This is a genomic window from Amorphoplanes digitatis (assembly GCF_014205335.1).
Classification (GTDB): Bacteria; Actinomycetota; Actinomycetes; order Mycobacteriales; family Micromonosporaceae; genus Actinoplanes; species Actinoplanes digitatus.
In genome coordinates, this window is sequence record NZ_JACHNH010000001.1 from 6473330 (window position 1) to 6489299 (window position 15970).

The following is a 15970-nucleotide window of genomic DNA, read 5'->3' on the forward strand; positions in this document are numbered from 1 at the left end:
CAGCGGTTTCCTCTCAGTCGTGTTCGGCTCAGGCCGTGGGATCGACGAGCAGCTTCATCGCCTGGCCGGCGCGCAGCGGCTCGAGCCCCTGCTTCACAACGCCCTCGAGGGGACGGTGTCGACCCAACCCGTGGTGTCGTAGTGGCCGCGGGCCATGAGGTCGATGACGGCGCGGTAGTCGTCGCCCGTGTAGCAGATCGTGCCCTGGATCCGGCGCTCCCGGAGCACAAGATTAATCAGGGGTGTGACGAGCGGCTTCTCGTAGATGGCGACGCTGATCAACGCGCGCCGTTCGCCCAGGGAGTCCAGCGCCGACTGGATGGCCGGCGCGACGCCCGCGGCATCGAAGGCGGCATCGACGCCGTCGCCGCCGGAGCGTTCGGCGATGATTCCCGGCACGTCCTGGGTGGTCGGGTCGAGGGTGCGCGCGCCGAGCGCCTCGATCGACCGGCGGCGGGTCTCCGTAGGCTCGACCACGTCGATCTCCGTCAGGCCCATGCCGCGCAGCGCGAACCAGATGCCGATTCCGATCGGCCCGGCGCCGTACACCAGTGCGCTGCTCTGGTCGTTGACCTCGGCAAGGGTCGCCGCGTGGTACGCGACGGACATGGGTTCGACGAGCGCACCGAGCTCGAGCGGCACTCCGTCGGGAAGGTGATGCACCTGGTTGCGCGGCACCACGGTGTACTCCGCCATCATCTGTTCGGTACGCCCGGCACTCGACACCATCGACGAGCCCACGACGCCCAGCGTGACGCCGCCGAGAAGATCATGACTCAAAAACGGCAAAGTCAGACCTACTGACGCCGCCCACCGCCGACACAGGAAATGAAAACGGTGGAAACTCACCAGTATCGTGAGAATCCACCGCAAATGGTGTCCGAGGCCCAACACTCGAGATACGCCCACGCTGATCGCGTCCCGCGAGCTGGCGTTGGCCGGCCGGTGTGGCGAGGTTTGGTGAAGGTGGCCGCGATAGTGCGCACCGTTCAAGCCGTCGATCCGGCGCTGGTAAGCACGGCGTACACCGGCGGTTTGGTCCGAGAGGCGCTGACATCGGCGGAGCCGACGCCGCGCCGGCGGAGCCGATGTCGCGCCCGCAGGGCTCGACATGGCGGGGCCGCAAACGTTTCGCCTGATCCGACCTGCACCACCGCCCACCGCGGGCCCGGACCAGGAGGTCGGGGCCCGCTGTGTTCGCATTCAGGATTTAGCGATCTTGGCGAGTGCTGCTCACTCGAGATCAGCCCTGGTGACGGGCCAGGTAGACGTCATTGCGGAGGTTCGTGTCGTCGGCCGTCAGGGCTCCGTCGGTGGTGAACACCACGATGCTCCCGTCCGCCGAGATCGCTGGGTAGTAGGAGGGCCGAGTGTTCGGCGCCTCGCCCGTGCTGACCAGGGTGGTGGTGCCGTTCACCGTGTCCCGGACGAAGATGTCGCGCACGCCGTTGGTGTCGCCGGGAACGAGGTTCGTCGCCTCGCTGTCGAACGCGACGTACCGCCCATCGGCTGACATCGGCGCGCCGGTGATGGTGAGGCCGCTGGCCTTGTCGCCCTGGACGCCGCCGGCTCCCACGCTGACCCGGGTTACCGAGCCGGTCGCCAGTTCGATGCGGTACGCGTCCGCGGCGCGGTTGGTGTCCTCGGGCACCATGGCCGTGTCGGTGAAGAAGGTTGCGTACTGGCCGTCCGGGGACACCAGCACGGGGGTGCCCGCCTTCGGAACCGCGTAGCCGAGGCTCGACAGCGATGTCGCGTTGACCCGAGCGGTGGTGCCGGACTGCATGTCGCGCACATACGCGTTCGTGGCGATGAACCGCGGTGAGGGCACGATCTGCCAGTCCGAGGAGATGAAGCCGACGTACCGGCCGTCGGCGGAGATGCTCGGCAGGCGGCTGTCCTCGGTACCGGACGTACCGTCGGGCCGGACACTGACCTCGGTGGTGGTGCCGGTCTCCCGATCGTGCAGCAGCACCTTGGACTTCGAGCCGATCGCGCCCGGGGCGAGATTGGTCGCGGTCGTGCTGAAGGTGACCCATCTTCCGTCGGCGGACAGCTGCGGGTTCTGGCTCGGACCGTTCGCCTCGGTGCCGTCGGTTGCCACACTGACCCGGCTCGTGGTGCCGGTCTGCCGGTCGTGAACGAAGACGTCGGAGGCGTTGTTGGTGTCGCCCGGCACCAGATTTCTGGCGGCCGAGTAGAACGCGACAAACCTTCCGTCGTACGAGAGCGCGGCTCCGTAGCTGGCGGCGTTGGCCGGGGTGCCGTCGGTCGCGACACTGACCCGTGTGCTGACTCCGGTACTCAGATCTCGGACGAAGGTGTCGTACACATTGTTGAAGTCCTGCCGGACGATGTTGGCGGCATTGGACCCGAAGGCGACCACCTGGCCGTCCCCGGAGACGACCGGGAAGTGACTGGAGTCGCTGGCGGGTTCGCCGTCATAGGCGACGCTGACCCGGGACACGCCCGTAGGCTCGTCGGCCTGAGCGGCCGGCGAGGCGGCGACTGCCGTGGTCACCACAGTCACAGCGGTAGCAGCTGACAATACGATGCGACGCATCGTGTTCCTCCCCCGTGCATCGATGAATGCCTCCCGGGCGGAGCCGGGAGCGGCGCCGAGGGTATCAATGTCGATGTACGTCCAGGTTCCCAAGGAACCGTCCGATGAGGGTCTGTGGCTCTGTTGCGTTCGCTGATCGAATGGGCCAGGCAGGGTTGACCGATGACACGGCACCGGTTTACCCGGGAGTGCTCAAAGAACTGGTGCCGGCGGCGTGGCACCACGTCGAGCAGTACGCGAACAACCCGATCGAGGCCGATCATGGCCAGCTCAAGAGGCGGCTGCGACCGATGCGCGGGCTAAAGAGCGATCGCACAGCGCAGGTCGTGATCGCTGGGCACGCCTTCCTGCAGAACCTGCGCCGTGGTCACTACGAGCTCGCAGTCGAAGTCACCCCGGCAGAGCGGGTCGCCGCTGCGTTCACAGAACTCGCCCGAGCGATCTGACGCCCATCCCGGCCGAGATCGACGCGTCCACTGATCTCGCAACGCAGCGGCGCCCGTTCTGTCACCCCACCGGGGAAAATTCTCTGAGATTGTTTCTGATCGGCGGCAACCTGTGGGCCGTGGATCGCATGTACCCGGATGTAAGCCGACACCGCCACGATCCGGGGGAACCTGTAATGTCCGCACGTCACCGCCTGCTGTCGCCCGCCGCCGCCGTTGTCCTGTTCGGACTCGCCGCCTGCGGTTCCACGCCGGCTCCTGTTCCGCTCGCGGCTCCGTCGCCGTCGTCCGTTCCCACGCCAGCCGTACCCACGTCGGCTGGTCCTACGCCGGCCGCTCCGGCACCTTCCACCGCGGCCACCTCGCCCGCGGTGGCGACGGACCGTCCGGCCGCGGGCCCCAAGTGCCCCTCCGAGAAGACCCTCGAGAAGCTGGCCGATCTGCCGAAGGGCTGGTATTTTGTTCCGTCCAGTGTCGAGTGCTGGAAGGGCTGGGCGACGGCCGACCCGGAGGGTCCGACCCCCGGCGACGGCATCTACCTGTTCCAGTACAAGCCCGGCAAGGGCTGGCGTTATCACAGCCAGGGCAGCGGATACCACTGCGAGGAACTCGGCATCGACGAGCCCGCGCCGTTCTGCCAGTACCAGTGACCGTGCCGATTCGGGCACACCGTAGCCGGTCGCACCGGCTACGGTGTGCCGCATGGCCGGCCGGAGGCATCGATGACGGCGCCGCCTGAACGATTTCGGCAACGGGGGAGCGCGGGCGGAGCATGGCGAAGTCCATAGATGATCTTTTCTGTGAGTTCGTCCGGGCCCGCTCGCCCGCGCTGCTGCGGACGGCGTTCCTGCTGACCGGCGACCGGCACCTCGCCGAGGATCTGGTGCAGGACGCGCTGGCCCGCACCCATCGGGGCCGGCGCAGGCTGGACGACCCCGGACACTTCGAGGCCTACACCCGCACGGCGATGTACCACCTGCATGTGAGCTGGTGGCGGCGCCGCAAGGTGGTCGAGTCGATGCCGGGCGAGCTGGCCGACATGGTCCAGCCCGGCAGCGACCACGCCCGCCGCACCGATCTCAAGCTCGCCCTGCACGAGGCCCTCGCGCGACTCACCTCGCGGCAACGCGCCGTGCTGGTGCTGCGGTTCTTCGAGGATCGAAGCGAGGCCGAGGCCGCCGAGCTGCTGCACTGCTCGGTCGGCACGATCAAGAGCCAGACCAGCAAGGCGCTGGCCCGCATGCGCGAGGTGGCGCCCGACCTGCTCTCGGCCGTGTTGGAGGAAGCCTGATGACCGACGATTTCGGGCCGCTGCGTCAGGCCATGTCCGATCTGGCCGAGCACGGCGGAAGCACCGACCTGTACGAGCGGGCGCTGCACAAGTCGCGCCGGTCGCAACGGCGCACCGCGGTCGCCACATCGGCCGCGGCCGCGGTGGCGGTGTTCGCCGTCGGCGGCGCGATCGCGTTCGCCGGCCGGGCGGGCCCACGGGCCCCGGTGGCGACCCGCCCGCCGGCACCCAGCGCCGCCCCGACCTCGGCGGCGACCACCGCGCCGAGCCCGACACCGCCGTCCTCGACACCGCCGTCCTCGCCGTCCTCGACGCCTTCATCCGTCCGGACGAGCGACCGTCCCCGCTACCCTGCCTGCCCTTCCGCGAAGGCCCTCGAGAAGCTGGCCGATCTGCCGAAGGGCTGGTATTTCGTTCCGTCCAGTGTCGAGTGCTGGAAGGGCTGGGCGACGGCCGACCCGGAGGGCCCGACGCCCGGCGACGGCATCTACCTGTTCCAGTACAAGGCCGGCAAGGGCTGGCGCTACCACAGCCAGGGCAGCGGATATCACTGCGCAGAGCTGGGGATCACCTCCGGCAACCCGCCGTTCTGCCAGGTGGACTGAGCCCCTGCTCAGGCCGTTGCCCGGAAAGGCTCTGTTGCATTGAGCGATCCAACGTCTCGAGCGCCGCAAATCCTTCGGAGTACCCTCCGCGAGCGCTAGCTTCCCGAAGGGCCGGGGCGGCACAAGCGGTGGTCTGCCCGATCTATGCCCGCGGAAGAGGCACCGTAGTCGAGCTCGCAGGAAGCCTTGCGGCAAGCGATCTTGGCGATGGCTCAATGCAACAGAGCCCGGGTAATGAATGACGCCGGGCGCCTGCTGTTCGCAGGCGCCCGGCGTACCAGGTCACTCGCAGTGTTGGCCCGTCGCCCAGGTGGTTTTGCTGGGCCACCAGGCGTTGGCAAGATGGGTGCCGTTGTGTGCCTTGCAGTACCAAGTGTCAGTCGTGCCAAGCACGTAAAGGTTGACGTAATTTCGGCCGCTCTTGGTACCTTGCGTCAAATAAACACGGCTTTTTGAAGTGCCGCCGAGACTCTCCCACGTGCTCCTCCACGCGCCGCTCGAAGTCGTCCAGGTGTGCCAAACCTTATAGTCCGAGCCGACAACGAAGGCGTGGTAGCCCGAATTATAATAGGTAACGGTAATGCCAAGATCGCAAATGTACTTGCCAGTCGGCAGCTGGTAGCCGGCGCGGTTTTCATTCTCGGTCTTGCACACATCTCCGGGGTTCGCGTGGGCCGGGTTACCGGCTGGGAGCATAGCCAATGCGCCGAGAACAGCCACCATCAGCACCTTGGCGACATGTCGCCTTGCGCCCTTGAGCTTCTTTACTTGCACCTGCGTCTCCAATCCGGCGACCAACAACACCAGCCCGCGGCGCGATGACACCCGGCCACCCTGCCGACTCTGACGCCAGCCGTCACGCCGCCACACCATCCACATGAGAACTTCGTAAACACTCACTCAGTGAGCAACATCGATGACATTTCCGGCTCCGGTGCCGGAATTCGGTCTCCGGACGTGCCGGCCGCCGTCGAGCCACCGACACGTCGGCGATCCCCGTCCGTACCGTCACAGTCAACCGGCGCCGGCTCCCGCATGGTGAAACGCCGACCGATCCCGGATGAGGCCGGTGACTATGCTGCTCGTCATCGGCCACAGCGGATCGCAGACCGGACGGCACCGGACGACGAGAGGCCGGCATACCCGACCGTCCCGGCCCCGCCGGCCCGGACGGCCGCCGACGATCCGATCGATCCGGACGCTGGTACTGCGCCTGGCGTCGGAGAACACCGGCTGGGGATACCGGCGCATCCACGGCGAACTCCTCGTCCTCGGTGTGAAGGTCGCCGCCTCGACCGTGGGAGATCCTCAAAGACGCCGGGATCGACCCGGCGCCGGACCGTGCGAGCAACGCCTGGGCGACGTTCCTGCGCTCCCAGGCCCAGGCCATCATTGCCGCGGACCTTCTTCGAAACCGTGACGCTGACCGGCGCCCACCTGTACGTGCTGGCCGTGATCGAGCACGCCACCCGCCGGATCCGGATCCTCGGCGTCACCGCGCACCCGACCGCCGCCTGGGTGACCCAGGCCGCCCGGAACTTGGTCATGGATCTCGAGGACACCGGCTGCCAGGTCAGGCACCTGATCCGGGATCGCGACGGCAAGTACCCAGCCCTTTTCGACAGCCGGTATCGAGGTCGTGCCCAGCGGGGTCCGGATGCCCCGCATGAACTCGATCATGGAACGGTGGATCCAGGCCTTCCACCACCAACTGCTCGACCGGACTTTGATCTGGAATCAGGCCCATCTGCGGCACGCCCTGCGCGAGTACGAACGCCACCACAACAGCCATCGGCCGCACCAGGGCATCGCCAACGCTCGACCCCTGCGGCCGTTACCCGACCCAGTCACCGAAGCCACCTCGTTGACACCGCTAAACGTCCGCCGAAACGACCGCTCGGCGGACTACTACACGAGTACGCCCGTGCCGCTTGACCAGCACGGATGGGATTTCCGGCACCCGCAGCTGCGGATGAGCGCGGCACCACCACAGCGCCGCAACGAGGATCAGATCGCCGCGATCGTCGACGGCCTCGGCAGCTTGCTCGGTGTCCTCCGCGAGGCTGACCCGCGCGACAAGGCAGAGCTGTACAGCCGCATCGGGCTTAGGCTGACCTACAAGCCGGGCCTGAAGACACTGAAGGCCGAGGTCGTCTCCGACCTCGGCCGTGTGCTTAGTGTGTGTCCGAGGCCCAACATGAGTGACAAGTACACGGAGATCGCATCCAGGGTGCTGGCCTGCGCTCCATAAATGCGAGACGTGATTATCGCCCAAGGGTTTGCTCTTTACTTTACCTGCTGGCCTCTAAGTAAAGAGTAGACCACCTGGTCCGCGGTGGTCCATTTAGTCACCCGATAAAGTGGTGCGGCTAAATCACCTTCGACCTGACGCTTTCTGGCCGATCGCTGAGAGCGAAGGACGACCGAGAACATCCACGAATCCGCGCTCCCAATCGGGCATCGACGAGGGTGTTCGGGCAAGCTGCAGCGCACCGTTGGCGGACTGGGCTTCTCCTCCTACGAGGCCTCCAACGGTCAGGAGGCTCTCGACCTGCTGGTGGAGATCCCCACGGTGCCGGACGTCGCGCTTATCGACTGGAACATGCCGGTGATGGACGGCCTCCAGCTGGTCCGCTACATCCGCAAGATGCCGCCGCTGCGTGACATGTGCATGATGATGGTGACGACCGAGGCCGAGCACAGCCAGATGGTGCGTGCCCTCGCCGCCGGTGCACACGAGTACGTCCTCAAGCGGTTCACGGAGGAAGTAATCAAGCAGAAGCTGGCCTACCTCGGCCTGCTCGCGCCCGAGCACCGGTAGCGGGGCCCGCCGTCAGCTCTTGACCGACGCGATGACCATCGACGGGATCCAGAGCAGCGCGTACACGCCGACCATCACCAGCGCCGACGAGTTCGGCGCGTGGCGGTAGACGCCCAGGTAGGTCGCGGTCAGCGCCAGCAGCGTCACCAGGTTGAGCGCCCGGATGCGCCGCGCGGCCTTGACCGCGACGTCGCCCTTCTTCCGGTTGGTCTTCGGGGTGACGAACCAGGTCTGCGCCAGGTCCCGGAAGCCCTTGATGTTCGCGATCGCATAGGTGTGCACCACTGACAGGGCGATCCAACAGGCGGCGGGGATGTAGGCAAGGCTCGCCCACTCGCGCTTCTTCACCACGGTCACCAGCAGCGGTGCCACGCCGCTGAACAGCGTCAGCAGCATCGCCAGCGGCAGCACGTACCCGATGACGCGCAGCACCGCGGGCTCGACGACGTTCTGGCCCACCGCCGTGCCGCCGGTGACCAGCGCGACCACCATCAGGCTCCACGCCGCGGCCAGCTCGATGCCGAGGGCGGCCGTGTAATAGGCGTTCTGCCGCAGCAGGCTCAGCTTGGTGCGCAGGTCGAGCCCGGAGCGCAGGACGGGCCGGAAATACTCCTTGAAGGTACGGGCGGAGCCGATCGCCCACCGCTCCTGCTGGCGGCGGAAGGCCTTGTAGTTCGGCGGCACCTCGCCGACGTTGGTGACGTCCTCGAGGTAGATCCCCCGGTACCCGGCCAGGTAGAACCGGTTCGACAGGTCGATGTCCTCGGTGAGGTGCCCGGCGTGGAAGCCGCCGACCGCGTACAGCGCCTTGAGGTTGAACATGGCGCAGCAGCCCGAGAACAGGATCATGTGACCCAGGCGCTGCCGCCCGGGCAGGTCCGACAGGTAGCAGGCCTCCTCGTTGATGGCGAGGCAGCGCTGGAAGTGGTCGGTGCGGCCGAAGTGGTACAGCCGCTTGGTCTGCACGTACCCGATCGCGGGGTCGACCTCGATCGTCTCGAGGCAGCGCTCGATCGCGTCGGCCTGCGGGCGCCAGTCCGCGTCCAGCAGGTACATGTGCGTGAAGCCGCGCTCCTGGAGGAAGCCCTCCAGGGTCTTGAGGTTGCCCGCCTTGAAGCCGACGTTGTCCGCGCGGTGGAACACGACGAAGGAGTCCGACTCCCAGAGCTCGACATCGGTGCCGGCGTACCGGGCGGACTGTCTGCGGACGCAGCCCCGCTCGGCGGCAAGGCGGCGCAGGATCGCGATCGTCTCCGGGTCCTTGGAGTCGTCACCGACGATGACCGTCTTGTTCTGGAAGGTCATGCGCTCACACGCCGCGACGGTGTCGGCGATGACCTCGCGCTCGTTGAACGAGACGACCACCACCGCGACGTGAGCGTCGAGCGGCGGATCCACCGTGTGCGGGCGCCGCCGGGACAGCGCGGCGAACGCGTAGGCGTAGTTGTATACGGCGAAGAATCCGAAATAAAGCAGCAGAAGGGCGGGCACGGTCAGTAACAGCACATCGATTACCACGTGCGGCGACGGTACGTGAGAACGTTTACGGGCTTGTGTCCGAGCGCGGACCTTTGACCGTTTCTTGTGTGACGCTGGGTACGCCGCGGGCCGGGGCCGGATCGTGGTGGAGTTCTTCGACACCGGCACGTCACGGAGCATGCCGTGGCGCAAACGCCGGCAGGCCGCCGTCCTGCTCGCCGCTGCTACAAAATCCGGATCGCGGGTTTGATGCGGTGGTGGTGGGCGAGTTCGAGCGGGCGTTCGCCGGTGGCGAGGCCCGCCGGATCATCGAAACGTTGCAGGGCTACGGCGTGCAGGTGTGGCTCCCCGAGACCGACGGCCCGGTCGATCTCACCGACCCGGATCACCGGGCCTGTGGGAACACGGGAACCATAGACGCGCCCTACGACACCTTGTGCTTGACCATCCCCCTTGGGAGTGTGGGAGTCCGGTCTGACAGCAACGCTGACAGCAATCGGCGCGGACGACGGACGGCCAGGGCGACGCAGCGATGGACAACCCTTCGAGGTCATGGTCACGGGCGGACGTCGCCGGACGACGCGCCTAGAACCACAAGCGAGGGCTCGCGCACTGGCTGGCTTGCCGCGTTGGCTGCCACACTGGACGTACGCGGATGCCGCTGCAGCGCTCGAAAGCAATGCCGCCATCAACGCGCTCTGACGACGGTGAAAGCGAAGTCGACGCAGACGACTTAAGCAGACCTTGCGGGGCATATATGACCGCGTGTCTACGGGAGTAGACAACGACGTATCCCATTCCGAAGCACGTTTCCTCTTTCTGGAAACCTACACGATCTTGGGAGAGATCCTCTCGATAAATGACGGTGTGCGTGAGGAAGTAACAGCAAAGGCTCGTGAAGTAGTTACTGTTCAGACAGCCACTGCCTTGGATCCGGCGGCACCTGAGCAGATGGAACAGACGGATTGAGCCCTGAGCGCCATCCCATCGCCCTCGACCCGCCATCGTGGGAGCGGGCCCCCGCCGGCTCCCGCCGCGTCAAGACGGCCTTGACACTGGGCGCCCCGGGCCGGCGGGGGTCTGCTCGGCTTGCCCGGGACGAGGGCGCTGGGGTGACGCGGTCACCCGGCGAATGCCGCGCGAACCGGGCGGCGTCAGCCAGCAGCAGGGTGAACCGATGCACCCAGCGGTAGACGGTCACGTGGTCGACGTCGATGCCGCGTTCGGCGAGCAGCTCCTCGACATCGCGGTACGACAGGCCGTATCGCAGGTACCAGCGCACCGCCACCACGATCACCTCGGCAGGGAAGCGAAACCCGGCGAACGCCGAGCGAGGAGGAGACCAAGGACGAGACCGAGCCGCGGACATCACCGGTCAACCCTGCCTGAACATCGGATCAGCCGACGCAACAGAGCCGATCGGGCAAACCTCGACAGAAGGTCGTCGCCGAGGCTCAGGTAGCCCACGCTCGCCGCAGGACGGTCAGCGGGATGCCGGTGCTGTCGCACAGTACGTGGATCTTCGAGCCGGGTTTGCCGCGCGGCGACGCGTTCCCCGATAGCGGCATTCGTCGATACCGCTTGGCCACCGCCAACTGCGAGGGTCGGCTATTTGAAAGTGGACGATCGTCATTACGAATTGGGGATGATGACCTTGCGTTGTCGCGTCCTAGCGGTTCGTAAAGTTTTCGCTGTATTGCAACGAAAATCTGCCATTCACCGTCTTCAGGGGTAGCGCAACTCGGCGCTACGGAGACGGCGAAGGGACGTGATGATGCCGGCAGCCGACGTCATCTCACCAACCCGGCATCGCAGGAAGCCCACATTGCCGCGCTGGTGGCTGTGGTTGCCGCGGTGGTGCCGCCGGACGGTGACGGCTCTGGTGGCGGTGGCGCTGGCGCTGGGGATCGCCGCATCCGGCTACGTCGCAAGCATGGACCTGCCACCGGAACCGGCGCCGCCGCAGGCATCGGTGCTCTACTATCGCGACGGCCGGACGGTGCTCGCCCGGGTCGGACTCACCGACCGCACCGACGTCACCCTTGCCAAGGTGCCCGAACAGGTCCGGCAGGCCTTCCTGGCGGCGGAGGACCGGGGCTTCTACGACCACTCCGGCATTTCGGTGCGGGGTCTGCTGCGCGCGTTGTGGTCCAACGTTGTCCGTGACAGTGGTGAGGGCGCATCCACCATCACCCAGCAGTACGTCCGCAACGCCTACCTCACACAGGATCGCACGATCAGCCGCAAGACCAAGGAGGCGGCGCTCGCGCTGAAAGTCGAGCACCGTTACAGCAAGGACGAAATTCTCGAACGGTACCTCAACACCATCTATTTCGGCCGGGGTGCCTACGGCATCGAGGCGGCGGCGCGTGCGTTCTTCGGTACGTCGGTCGGTCGGTTGAACGCTGCACAGGGCGCTGTGCTCGCCGCGATGGTCAAGGACCCGACCCGAGGCGACCCGGCGGTGGATTCCGGCTGGGCGAAGGACCGCTGGACGTGGATCCTGCGGGCGATGAGCGAGCAGGGCTGGCTCCCCGACGGAGCCGCCGAGCAGACGCCGTACCCGCGGGTGGCCGCGGAGAGCGTCACCAGGAGCACCATCAGCGGTCCGGCCGGTTTGATCACCGACCGGGTCGAGGACGAGCTCGTCGAGGCGGGAATCAGCCGCCAGCAGCTGCGTATCGGCGGCTTGCACATCACGACCACCATCGACGCCACCGCGCAGCAGGCCGCCACGATCAGCATCAGCGCGGCGCTCAAAAGCCAGCCGAAGGAACTGCGGACCGCGTTGGTGGCCATCGACCCGGCCGACGGCGGGGTGCGCGCCTACTACGGCGGTGATCGCGGACGCGGCTACTTCGACGACGCGATCGCCGCGCGCCCGCCTGCCTCGACCTTCAAGCCGTTGGTTCTCGCGGCCGCCGAGGAACACGACATCAGTTTCCTGTCGCTCTACAACGGCACCTCGCCGCGCCAGTTCCAGGATCGTGACGGTGCACCCCTGTACAACAAGGACAACCTGCAGTGCCCGGTCTGCCCGCTCGACACCGCGATGGTGCATTCGCTGAACACACCCTTCTACGCGCTGACCGAGCAGATCGGCCCGGCCACCGTGCGCGATCTTGCCCACCGTCTCGGCGTACCGGAAAAGTACGGCAAGCAGCGGACGTTGGTTGACATCAAGGGCGAGCCGAAGCCTGGCCTCACCCGGGCCGACATCGCACTGGGTCGCTACCCGGTCGCCCCGTCGGACATGGCGACCGTCTACGCCACCCTGGCCGGCGGCGGGCGCCGCACCGTGCGCCATTTCGTCCAGTCGGTCACCACAGCCACCGGCGCTGTCCTGCACAAATCGGCAAAGTCTTCCGAGCGGGTCATGTCGAGTGGCGTGGCGGCAGACGTTCAGTCCGTTCTGACGAAGGTCGTGGAGCGCGACGGTGCGATCCCCGGCCTGCAAGCGGCCGCGAAGACCGGCTCGCAGCAGTGGTCCGACACCAACGACTCATCCGACGCCTGGACCGCCGGATGGACACCGGGACTGGCCGCGGTGACCTGGGTCGGCAGGGAGAAGCCCGGACCCATCCGCACCAAGGACGGCAAGTCGATCAACGGTGACGGCATGCCGTACCAGATCTGGCGCAAGTTCCTGACCAGCGCGCTGCAAGGCCGGCCCGCGGGTGCGATGACAGCGGCGGCGATGGTGGGAAAGCGCAACGGCGACGACCTGAAGACGCTCGGTCCCGACATCAAGACCGCCCTGGTCAAGGAGCGTGGGGTCGTCTACCCGGGACCGCAGAAGGGCGACAAGGTCGACAAGAGCCTGGCGAGTGGCTCCTGGAATCAGCGGGTCGACCGGCTAAGGAACGCCCTCGACAAGTACGCGGGCGAGGTCCCGGACTTCGCGGTCTCCGTCGTCGACCGCAAGACCGGACGCAGGTACGACTACCACGGCGACCAGCGCTTCGAGGCCGCCAGCGTCATCAAGGTCGAGCTGCTGGCGGCCTTACTGCTGCGAGCGCAGGACAAGAACCGCAAACTCACCAAGGCCGAGAAGTCCCGGGCGGCCAAGATGATCCGAGCCAGCGACAACGAGACAGCGAAGCAGATCTACAACGCGGTCGGCGGCGCCGCGAAATTCCGGAAAGCCCTGCACCGGCTCGGCATTGACGACACGGAACCCTCGCCGTCATCCGGCCTGAGCAAGACCACGGCAAACGACCAGGTCCGGATGATCGACGCGCTCACCGCTCCCGACAGCCCGCTTAACAAGGGCTCGCGGGACTACATCCTCGGGCTCATGTCATCGGTCAACGCGGACCAGACGTGGGGCATCAGCGCGGCGGCGTTCGACGGCGAGCGGACGTCACTCAAGAACGGCTGGCTGGCCCGGTCGACCGAGCAGAACCGTTGGATCATCAACAGCACCGGCCGGATCTCCGGCGAGAAGACGGACGTGGCCATCTCCGTGCTCTCGCACGGGCACTCCAGTCAGCAGGGCGGCATCGAGGTCGCCGAGAACATCGCCGCCCTGACGCGCAGCTACCTGGGCTGGTGACGAGGATGAAACGCAGCCTGGCCAACCACTGCATCCGCATCGCCGTCGCCCTCGCCGCCACCGTGAAGAACCGCCTCAAACGCCAGCAATACTTCGACGGTGGTCGGATCTTCACGCAGGGCTGGGGCAACTTCCTCGGTACGCCGGGCAAGGGCCGGCTCTACGACTCCGACATCAACGGCGACAGCAAGGCCGACCTGCTCGTGCACGAGACCGACGGCGACATCTCGGTGCGCTACAACCAGGGCACCTACTTCGACGCCGGTCGGATCTTCACCCAGGGCTGGTCCAACTTCATGGGCAACACCGGCCAGGGCAAGCTCTACTTCGGCTGAGTCCCCGGTCACCGCAGGACCGCAGTCCGGCCCGCGGTGCTGTCGGCCGCGGGTGTGAGGGGCGTGCGTGGTGATCTCCGTTCGGATCACCGCGCACGCCCCGCCCGCGTCGCAGTAGAGGCCGTCACCTAACCGGTAACCACGTTGGAAACGACGCTTTATCAGCAACCCCGGCCAGGACTAGGAAACACGAACGGTGCGGGCAGAAGTGGATCCTGCCGCGCACCGTCGGGACTCAGTCTGTGTCCGAGCCAAACACTCGGGATAGCGCAGTGTTCGCCCTCCGCGCGCCACCGCCGTCGGGTCCGCACTGACTAGGCCTTCCTGAAAGATTGCGGAAGTGTCGAGCTACGGGCCGCCATCCGTGCGGCTGGCGAAGTCATGTCCACATGCGATGGCCAAGGCGTCGTCCGCCGAGCACTCCCGGTCGGGGCGAACCCCGCCGCCTTCCCAGTTCGTTCCGGTGCGCGTATCGACCACCCGCGCCTCCGGCAACAGGCCCAGGACCGTCGGGGCGAGCCGGACCGGGGTCACGTGATCGGCCGCGCCGGGGGTGCGTTCGCCGACGACGGTCACCCGGCGGCGCACGCGCAGGTGGTACGCCAGCGCCTCGCCCGACGAGAACGTCCCCGGCCCGACCAGTACGTGTACCGGCACGTCCGCGGGCACGGCGGTGCCTGCGGGCCGGGCCGGGGTCCACCACTGGCGGATCCGGTCCAGGTAGCGAACGTCGGACAGGTGCACCGGTTCGTCGCCGAGCAACCACCCGGCGATCGCCGCGACCGTAGCCGGGTCGCCACCGCCGTTCGCCCGTAGGTCGAGCACGATCCGAGACGCCGAACGCGCCAGCGCGAACGCCGCGTCCACATACGGCAGCGCAGCGGCAGCCGGCTCCAGGCCGTCGATCCTGACCACGCACGTGCCGTCGGGCAACCGCCGCACCCCACTGACCGCGCCCGCCCGGTGCCGGGCCGCGCTCAGGTCCTCGGCGGGCCAACCGGGACTGTCGACGTCGGCGGGCGACGTGCCGTCCGGATCGAAGATCAGCAACAGATGCCGTGAGTACGCCCACGCGACCCGTTCGATCCCGGCACACGCGGCCGCAGTGACGGGATCGCGCCGACCGCTGAACCGAGCGGTCAGCACCGCGCACAACGCGTCGGCGCGCTCCCGGTCCGGCATCAGCCGCGGCAGCCAACCCACGAGCCGGTCGACCACGGAACCCACGGCCGCTCCGTCGGCGAGGTTATCCACTCGCTCAGGTTAGGCCGCCAGGGTGGCCCGGACCTTGCGCCGAGAGCGAACGGGCGGCCCGACCCGCTGCACAAGGACACCGCCCCGTGCCGATCCCTCCACAAGTCGTGAACCGGCTCGCATCCGTTCGGACAGGGTCGGGAGGGGTGTGGTTGCCCCGGCACCAGCTGGCCTGAGCCCGCGGCCTCCGGGTCACATCCGACTGCAACCAATCGCATATAGTCATTCCGAGAAATATTGGTTACTGATTATGTGTTGCCGGCAGCAACCGCCTGAGTGGAGGAGGTCCTTGATGGCGGCTGATCCGCTAGAAACAATGGCTGGCTCATGGACCGTATTCGACGAATCTCTTAGGTCTGGGGAAGGGATTAACGAAGGGGCTTTGAAGTCTCTCAAGGAGAGTCTTCGTGCGTGCGCGGAGGCGTGGGCCGAGTTCGATGCCATCCCGCGCCTCGGAGCGAACATTCTTGTTGATGTATTCGCCGCGACGGAAGCCAACGCAAATCTTTACCAGGGCGAGCTGGCCGACAAAGTTATGAGCGTGGCCTATGAACTCCACGATCTTATCGGCGAATGTGTCGCACTGCGCTGATCACGTGCTTTGTGCTTTGCATGTGCTCA

15 protein-coding genes and 2 pseudogenes are annotated in these 15970 nt (G+C 66.9%); 9 read left to right on the forward strand and 8 right to left on the reverse strand.

The features are described 5' to 3' along the window. Positions 1-93 precede the first annotated feature (93 nt). Together BJ971_RS28170 and BJ971_RS28175 are read right to left on the reverse strand one after the other, a co-directional pair. Positions 94-849: a zinc-binding dehydrogenase gene (locus BJ971_RS28170; protein ID WP_203709645.1), complete on the reverse strand. Its 756-nt coding sequence runs from the start codon at positions 847-849 to the stop codon at positions 94-96. Between the two features lie 394 nt (positions 850-1243). Next, positions 1244-2656: a TolB family protein gene (locus BJ971_RS28175; RefSeq protein ID WP_184996210.1), complete on the reverse strand. Its 1413-nt coding sequence runs from the start codon at positions 2654-2656 to the stop codon at positions 1244-1246. A 62-nt stretch (positions 2657-2718) separates the two neighbouring features. On the opposite strand from BJ971_RS28175, the pseudogene BJ971_RS28180 reads away from it, so the two are divergent. From BJ971_RS28180 to BJ971_RS28195, 4 genes and pseudogenes are all read left to right on the forward strand, one after another. Then, positions 2719-3009, forward strand: a pseudogene (locus BJ971_RS28180) (DDE-type integrase/transposase/recombinase); the annotation flags it as partial. Between the two features lie 371 nt (positions 3010-3380). Then, positions 3381-3659: a hypothetical protein gene (locus BJ971_RS28185; RefSeq protein WP_184996211.1), complete on the forward strand. Its 279-nt coding sequence runs from the start codon at positions 3381-3383 to the stop codon at positions 3657-3659. Positions 3660-3781: 122 nt separating this feature from the next. Next, a complete protein-coding gene (locus BJ971_RS28190; RefSeq protein WP_184996212.1) occupies positions 3782-4300 on the forward strand; it encodes a SigE family RNA polymerase sigma factor in 519 nt (172 codons plus the stop codon). After that, positions 4300-4905 (forward strand): hypothetical protein, encoded by a 606-nt coding sequence (locus tag BJ971_RS28195; protein WP_184996213.1) that lies wholly within the window; start codon positions 4300-4302, stop codon positions 4903-4905. Before BJ971_RS28190 ends, BJ971_RS28195 begins: the two co-directional genes overlap by 1 nt. Positions 4906-5187: 282 nt before the next feature. On the opposite strand, the gene BJ971_RS28200 is transcribed toward BJ971_RS28195, so the two are convergent. Beyond that, positions 5188-5730 (reverse strand): PLL family lectin, encoded by a 543-nt coding sequence (locus BJ971_RS28200; RefSeq protein WP_184996214.1) that lies wholly within the window; start codon positions 5728-5730, stop codon positions 5188-5190. Between the two features lie 564 nt (positions 5731-6294). Beyond that, a complete protein-coding gene (locus tag BJ971_RS41665) occupies positions 6295-6585 on the reverse strand; it encodes a hypothetical protein (protein ID WP_239087794.1) in 291 nt (96 codons plus the stop codon). On the opposite strand from BJ971_RS41665, the gene BJ971_RS41670 reads away from it, so the two are divergent. Both BJ971_RS41670 and BJ971_RS28215 read left to right on the forward strand, forming a co-directional pair. Then, positions 6572-7156 (forward strand): integrase core domain-containing protein, encoded by a 585-nt coding sequence (locus BJ971_RS41670; protein ID WP_239087795.1) that lies wholly within the window; start codon positions 6572-6574, stop codon positions 7154-7156. The genes BJ971_RS41665 and BJ971_RS41670 overlap by 14 nt on opposite strands. 252 nt (positions 7157-7408) lie before the next feature. Then, positions 7409-7726, forward strand: a complete 318-nt coding sequence (locus BJ971_RS28215) for a response regulator (RefSeq protein WP_260415876.1) — start codon at positions 7409-7411, stop codon at positions 7724-7726. Between the two features lie 12 nt (positions 7727-7738). Here the strand turns inward: BJ971_RS28215 and BJ971_RS28220 are convergent, their stop codons facing one another. From BJ971_RS28220 to BJ971_RS28230, 3 genes and pseudogenes are all read right to left on the reverse strand, one after another. Further along, on the reverse strand, positions 7739-9244 hold the full coding sequence (locus BJ971_RS28220) for a glycosyltransferase family 2 protein (protein ID WP_184996216.1): 1506 nt from the start codon (positions 9242-9244) through the stop codon (positions 7739-7741). A gap of 185 nt (positions 9245-9429) precedes the next feature. After that, complete coding sequence (locus tag BJ971_RS28225) at positions 9430-9594, reverse strand: hypothetical protein (protein WP_184996217.1); 165 nt, start codon at positions 9592-9594, stop codon at positions 9430-9432. 728 nt (positions 9595-10322) lie between these two features. After that, positions 10323-10574, reverse strand: a pseudogene (locus tag BJ971_RS28230) (hypothetical protein); the annotation flags it as partial. A gap of 405 nt (positions 10575-10979) precedes the next feature. On the opposite strand from BJ971_RS28230, the gene BJ971_RS28235 reads away from it, so the two are divergent. Together BJ971_RS28235 and BJ971_RS28240 are read left to right on the forward strand one after the other, a co-directional pair. Further along, the gene (locus tag BJ971_RS28235; protein WP_184996218.1) at positions 10980-13760 is read left to right on the forward strand and encodes a transglycosylase domain-containing protein; all 2781 of its coding nucleotides are present in this window, start codon (positions 10980-10982) and stop codon (positions 13758-13760) included. 5 nt (positions 13761-13765) lie between these two features. Continuing rightward, positions 13766-14095 carry a hypothetical protein gene (locus tag BJ971_RS28240; protein WP_184996219.1) on the forward strand — a complete coding sequence of 110 codons (330 nt, stop codon included), beginning with the start codon at positions 13766-13768 and terminating at the stop codon, positions 14093-14095. Between the two features lie 348 nt (positions 14096-14443). On the opposite strand, the gene BJ971_RS28245 is transcribed toward BJ971_RS28240, so the two are convergent. Beyond that, on the reverse strand, positions 14444-15322 hold the full coding sequence (locus BJ971_RS28245) for a S41 family peptidase (RefSeq protein WP_184996220.1): 879 nt from the start codon (positions 15320-15322) through the stop codon (positions 14444-14446). Positions 15323-15641: 319 nt separating this feature from the next. Between BJ971_RS28245 and BJ971_RS28250 the strand changes: the two genes are divergently transcribed. Continuing rightward, a complete protein-coding gene (locus BJ971_RS28250) occupies positions 15642-15941 on the forward strand; it encodes a hypothetical protein (RefSeq protein ID WP_203709780.1) in 300 nt (99 codons plus the stop codon). The last annotated feature ends 29 nt before the right edge of the window (positions 15942-15970 follow it).

Bases quoted from the DNA above. Each gene is read 5' to 3' on its own strand.
- BJ971_RS28190 (WP_184996212.1), top strand. From the start codon at position 3,782: ATGGCGAAGTCCATAGATGATCTTTTCTGTGAGTTCGTCCGGGCCCGC.
- BJ971_RS28195 (WP_184996213.1), top strand. From the start codon at position 4,300: ATGACCGACGATTTCGGGCCGCTGCGTCAGGCCATGTCCGATCTGGCC.
- BJ971_RS41670 (WP_239087795.1), top strand. From the start codon at position 6,572: ATGAACTCGATCATGGAACGGTGGATCCAGGCCTTCCACCACCAACTG.
- BJ971_RS41665 (WP_239087794.1), bottom strand. From the start codon at position 6,585: ATGATCGAGTTCATGCGGGGCATCCGGACCCCGCTGGGCACGACCTCG.
- BJ971_RS28235 (WP_184996218.1), top strand. From the start codon at position 10,980: ATGCCGGCAGCCGACGTCATCTCACCAACCCGGCATCGCAGGAAGCCC.
- BJ971_RS28240 (WP_184996219.1), top strand. From the start codon at position 13,766: ATGAAACGCAGCCTGGCCAACCACTGCATCCGCATCGCCGTCGCCCTC.
- BJ971_RS28250 (WP_203709780.1), top strand. From the start codon at position 15,642: ATGGCGGCTGATCCGCTAGAAACAATGGCTGGCTCATGGACCGTATTC.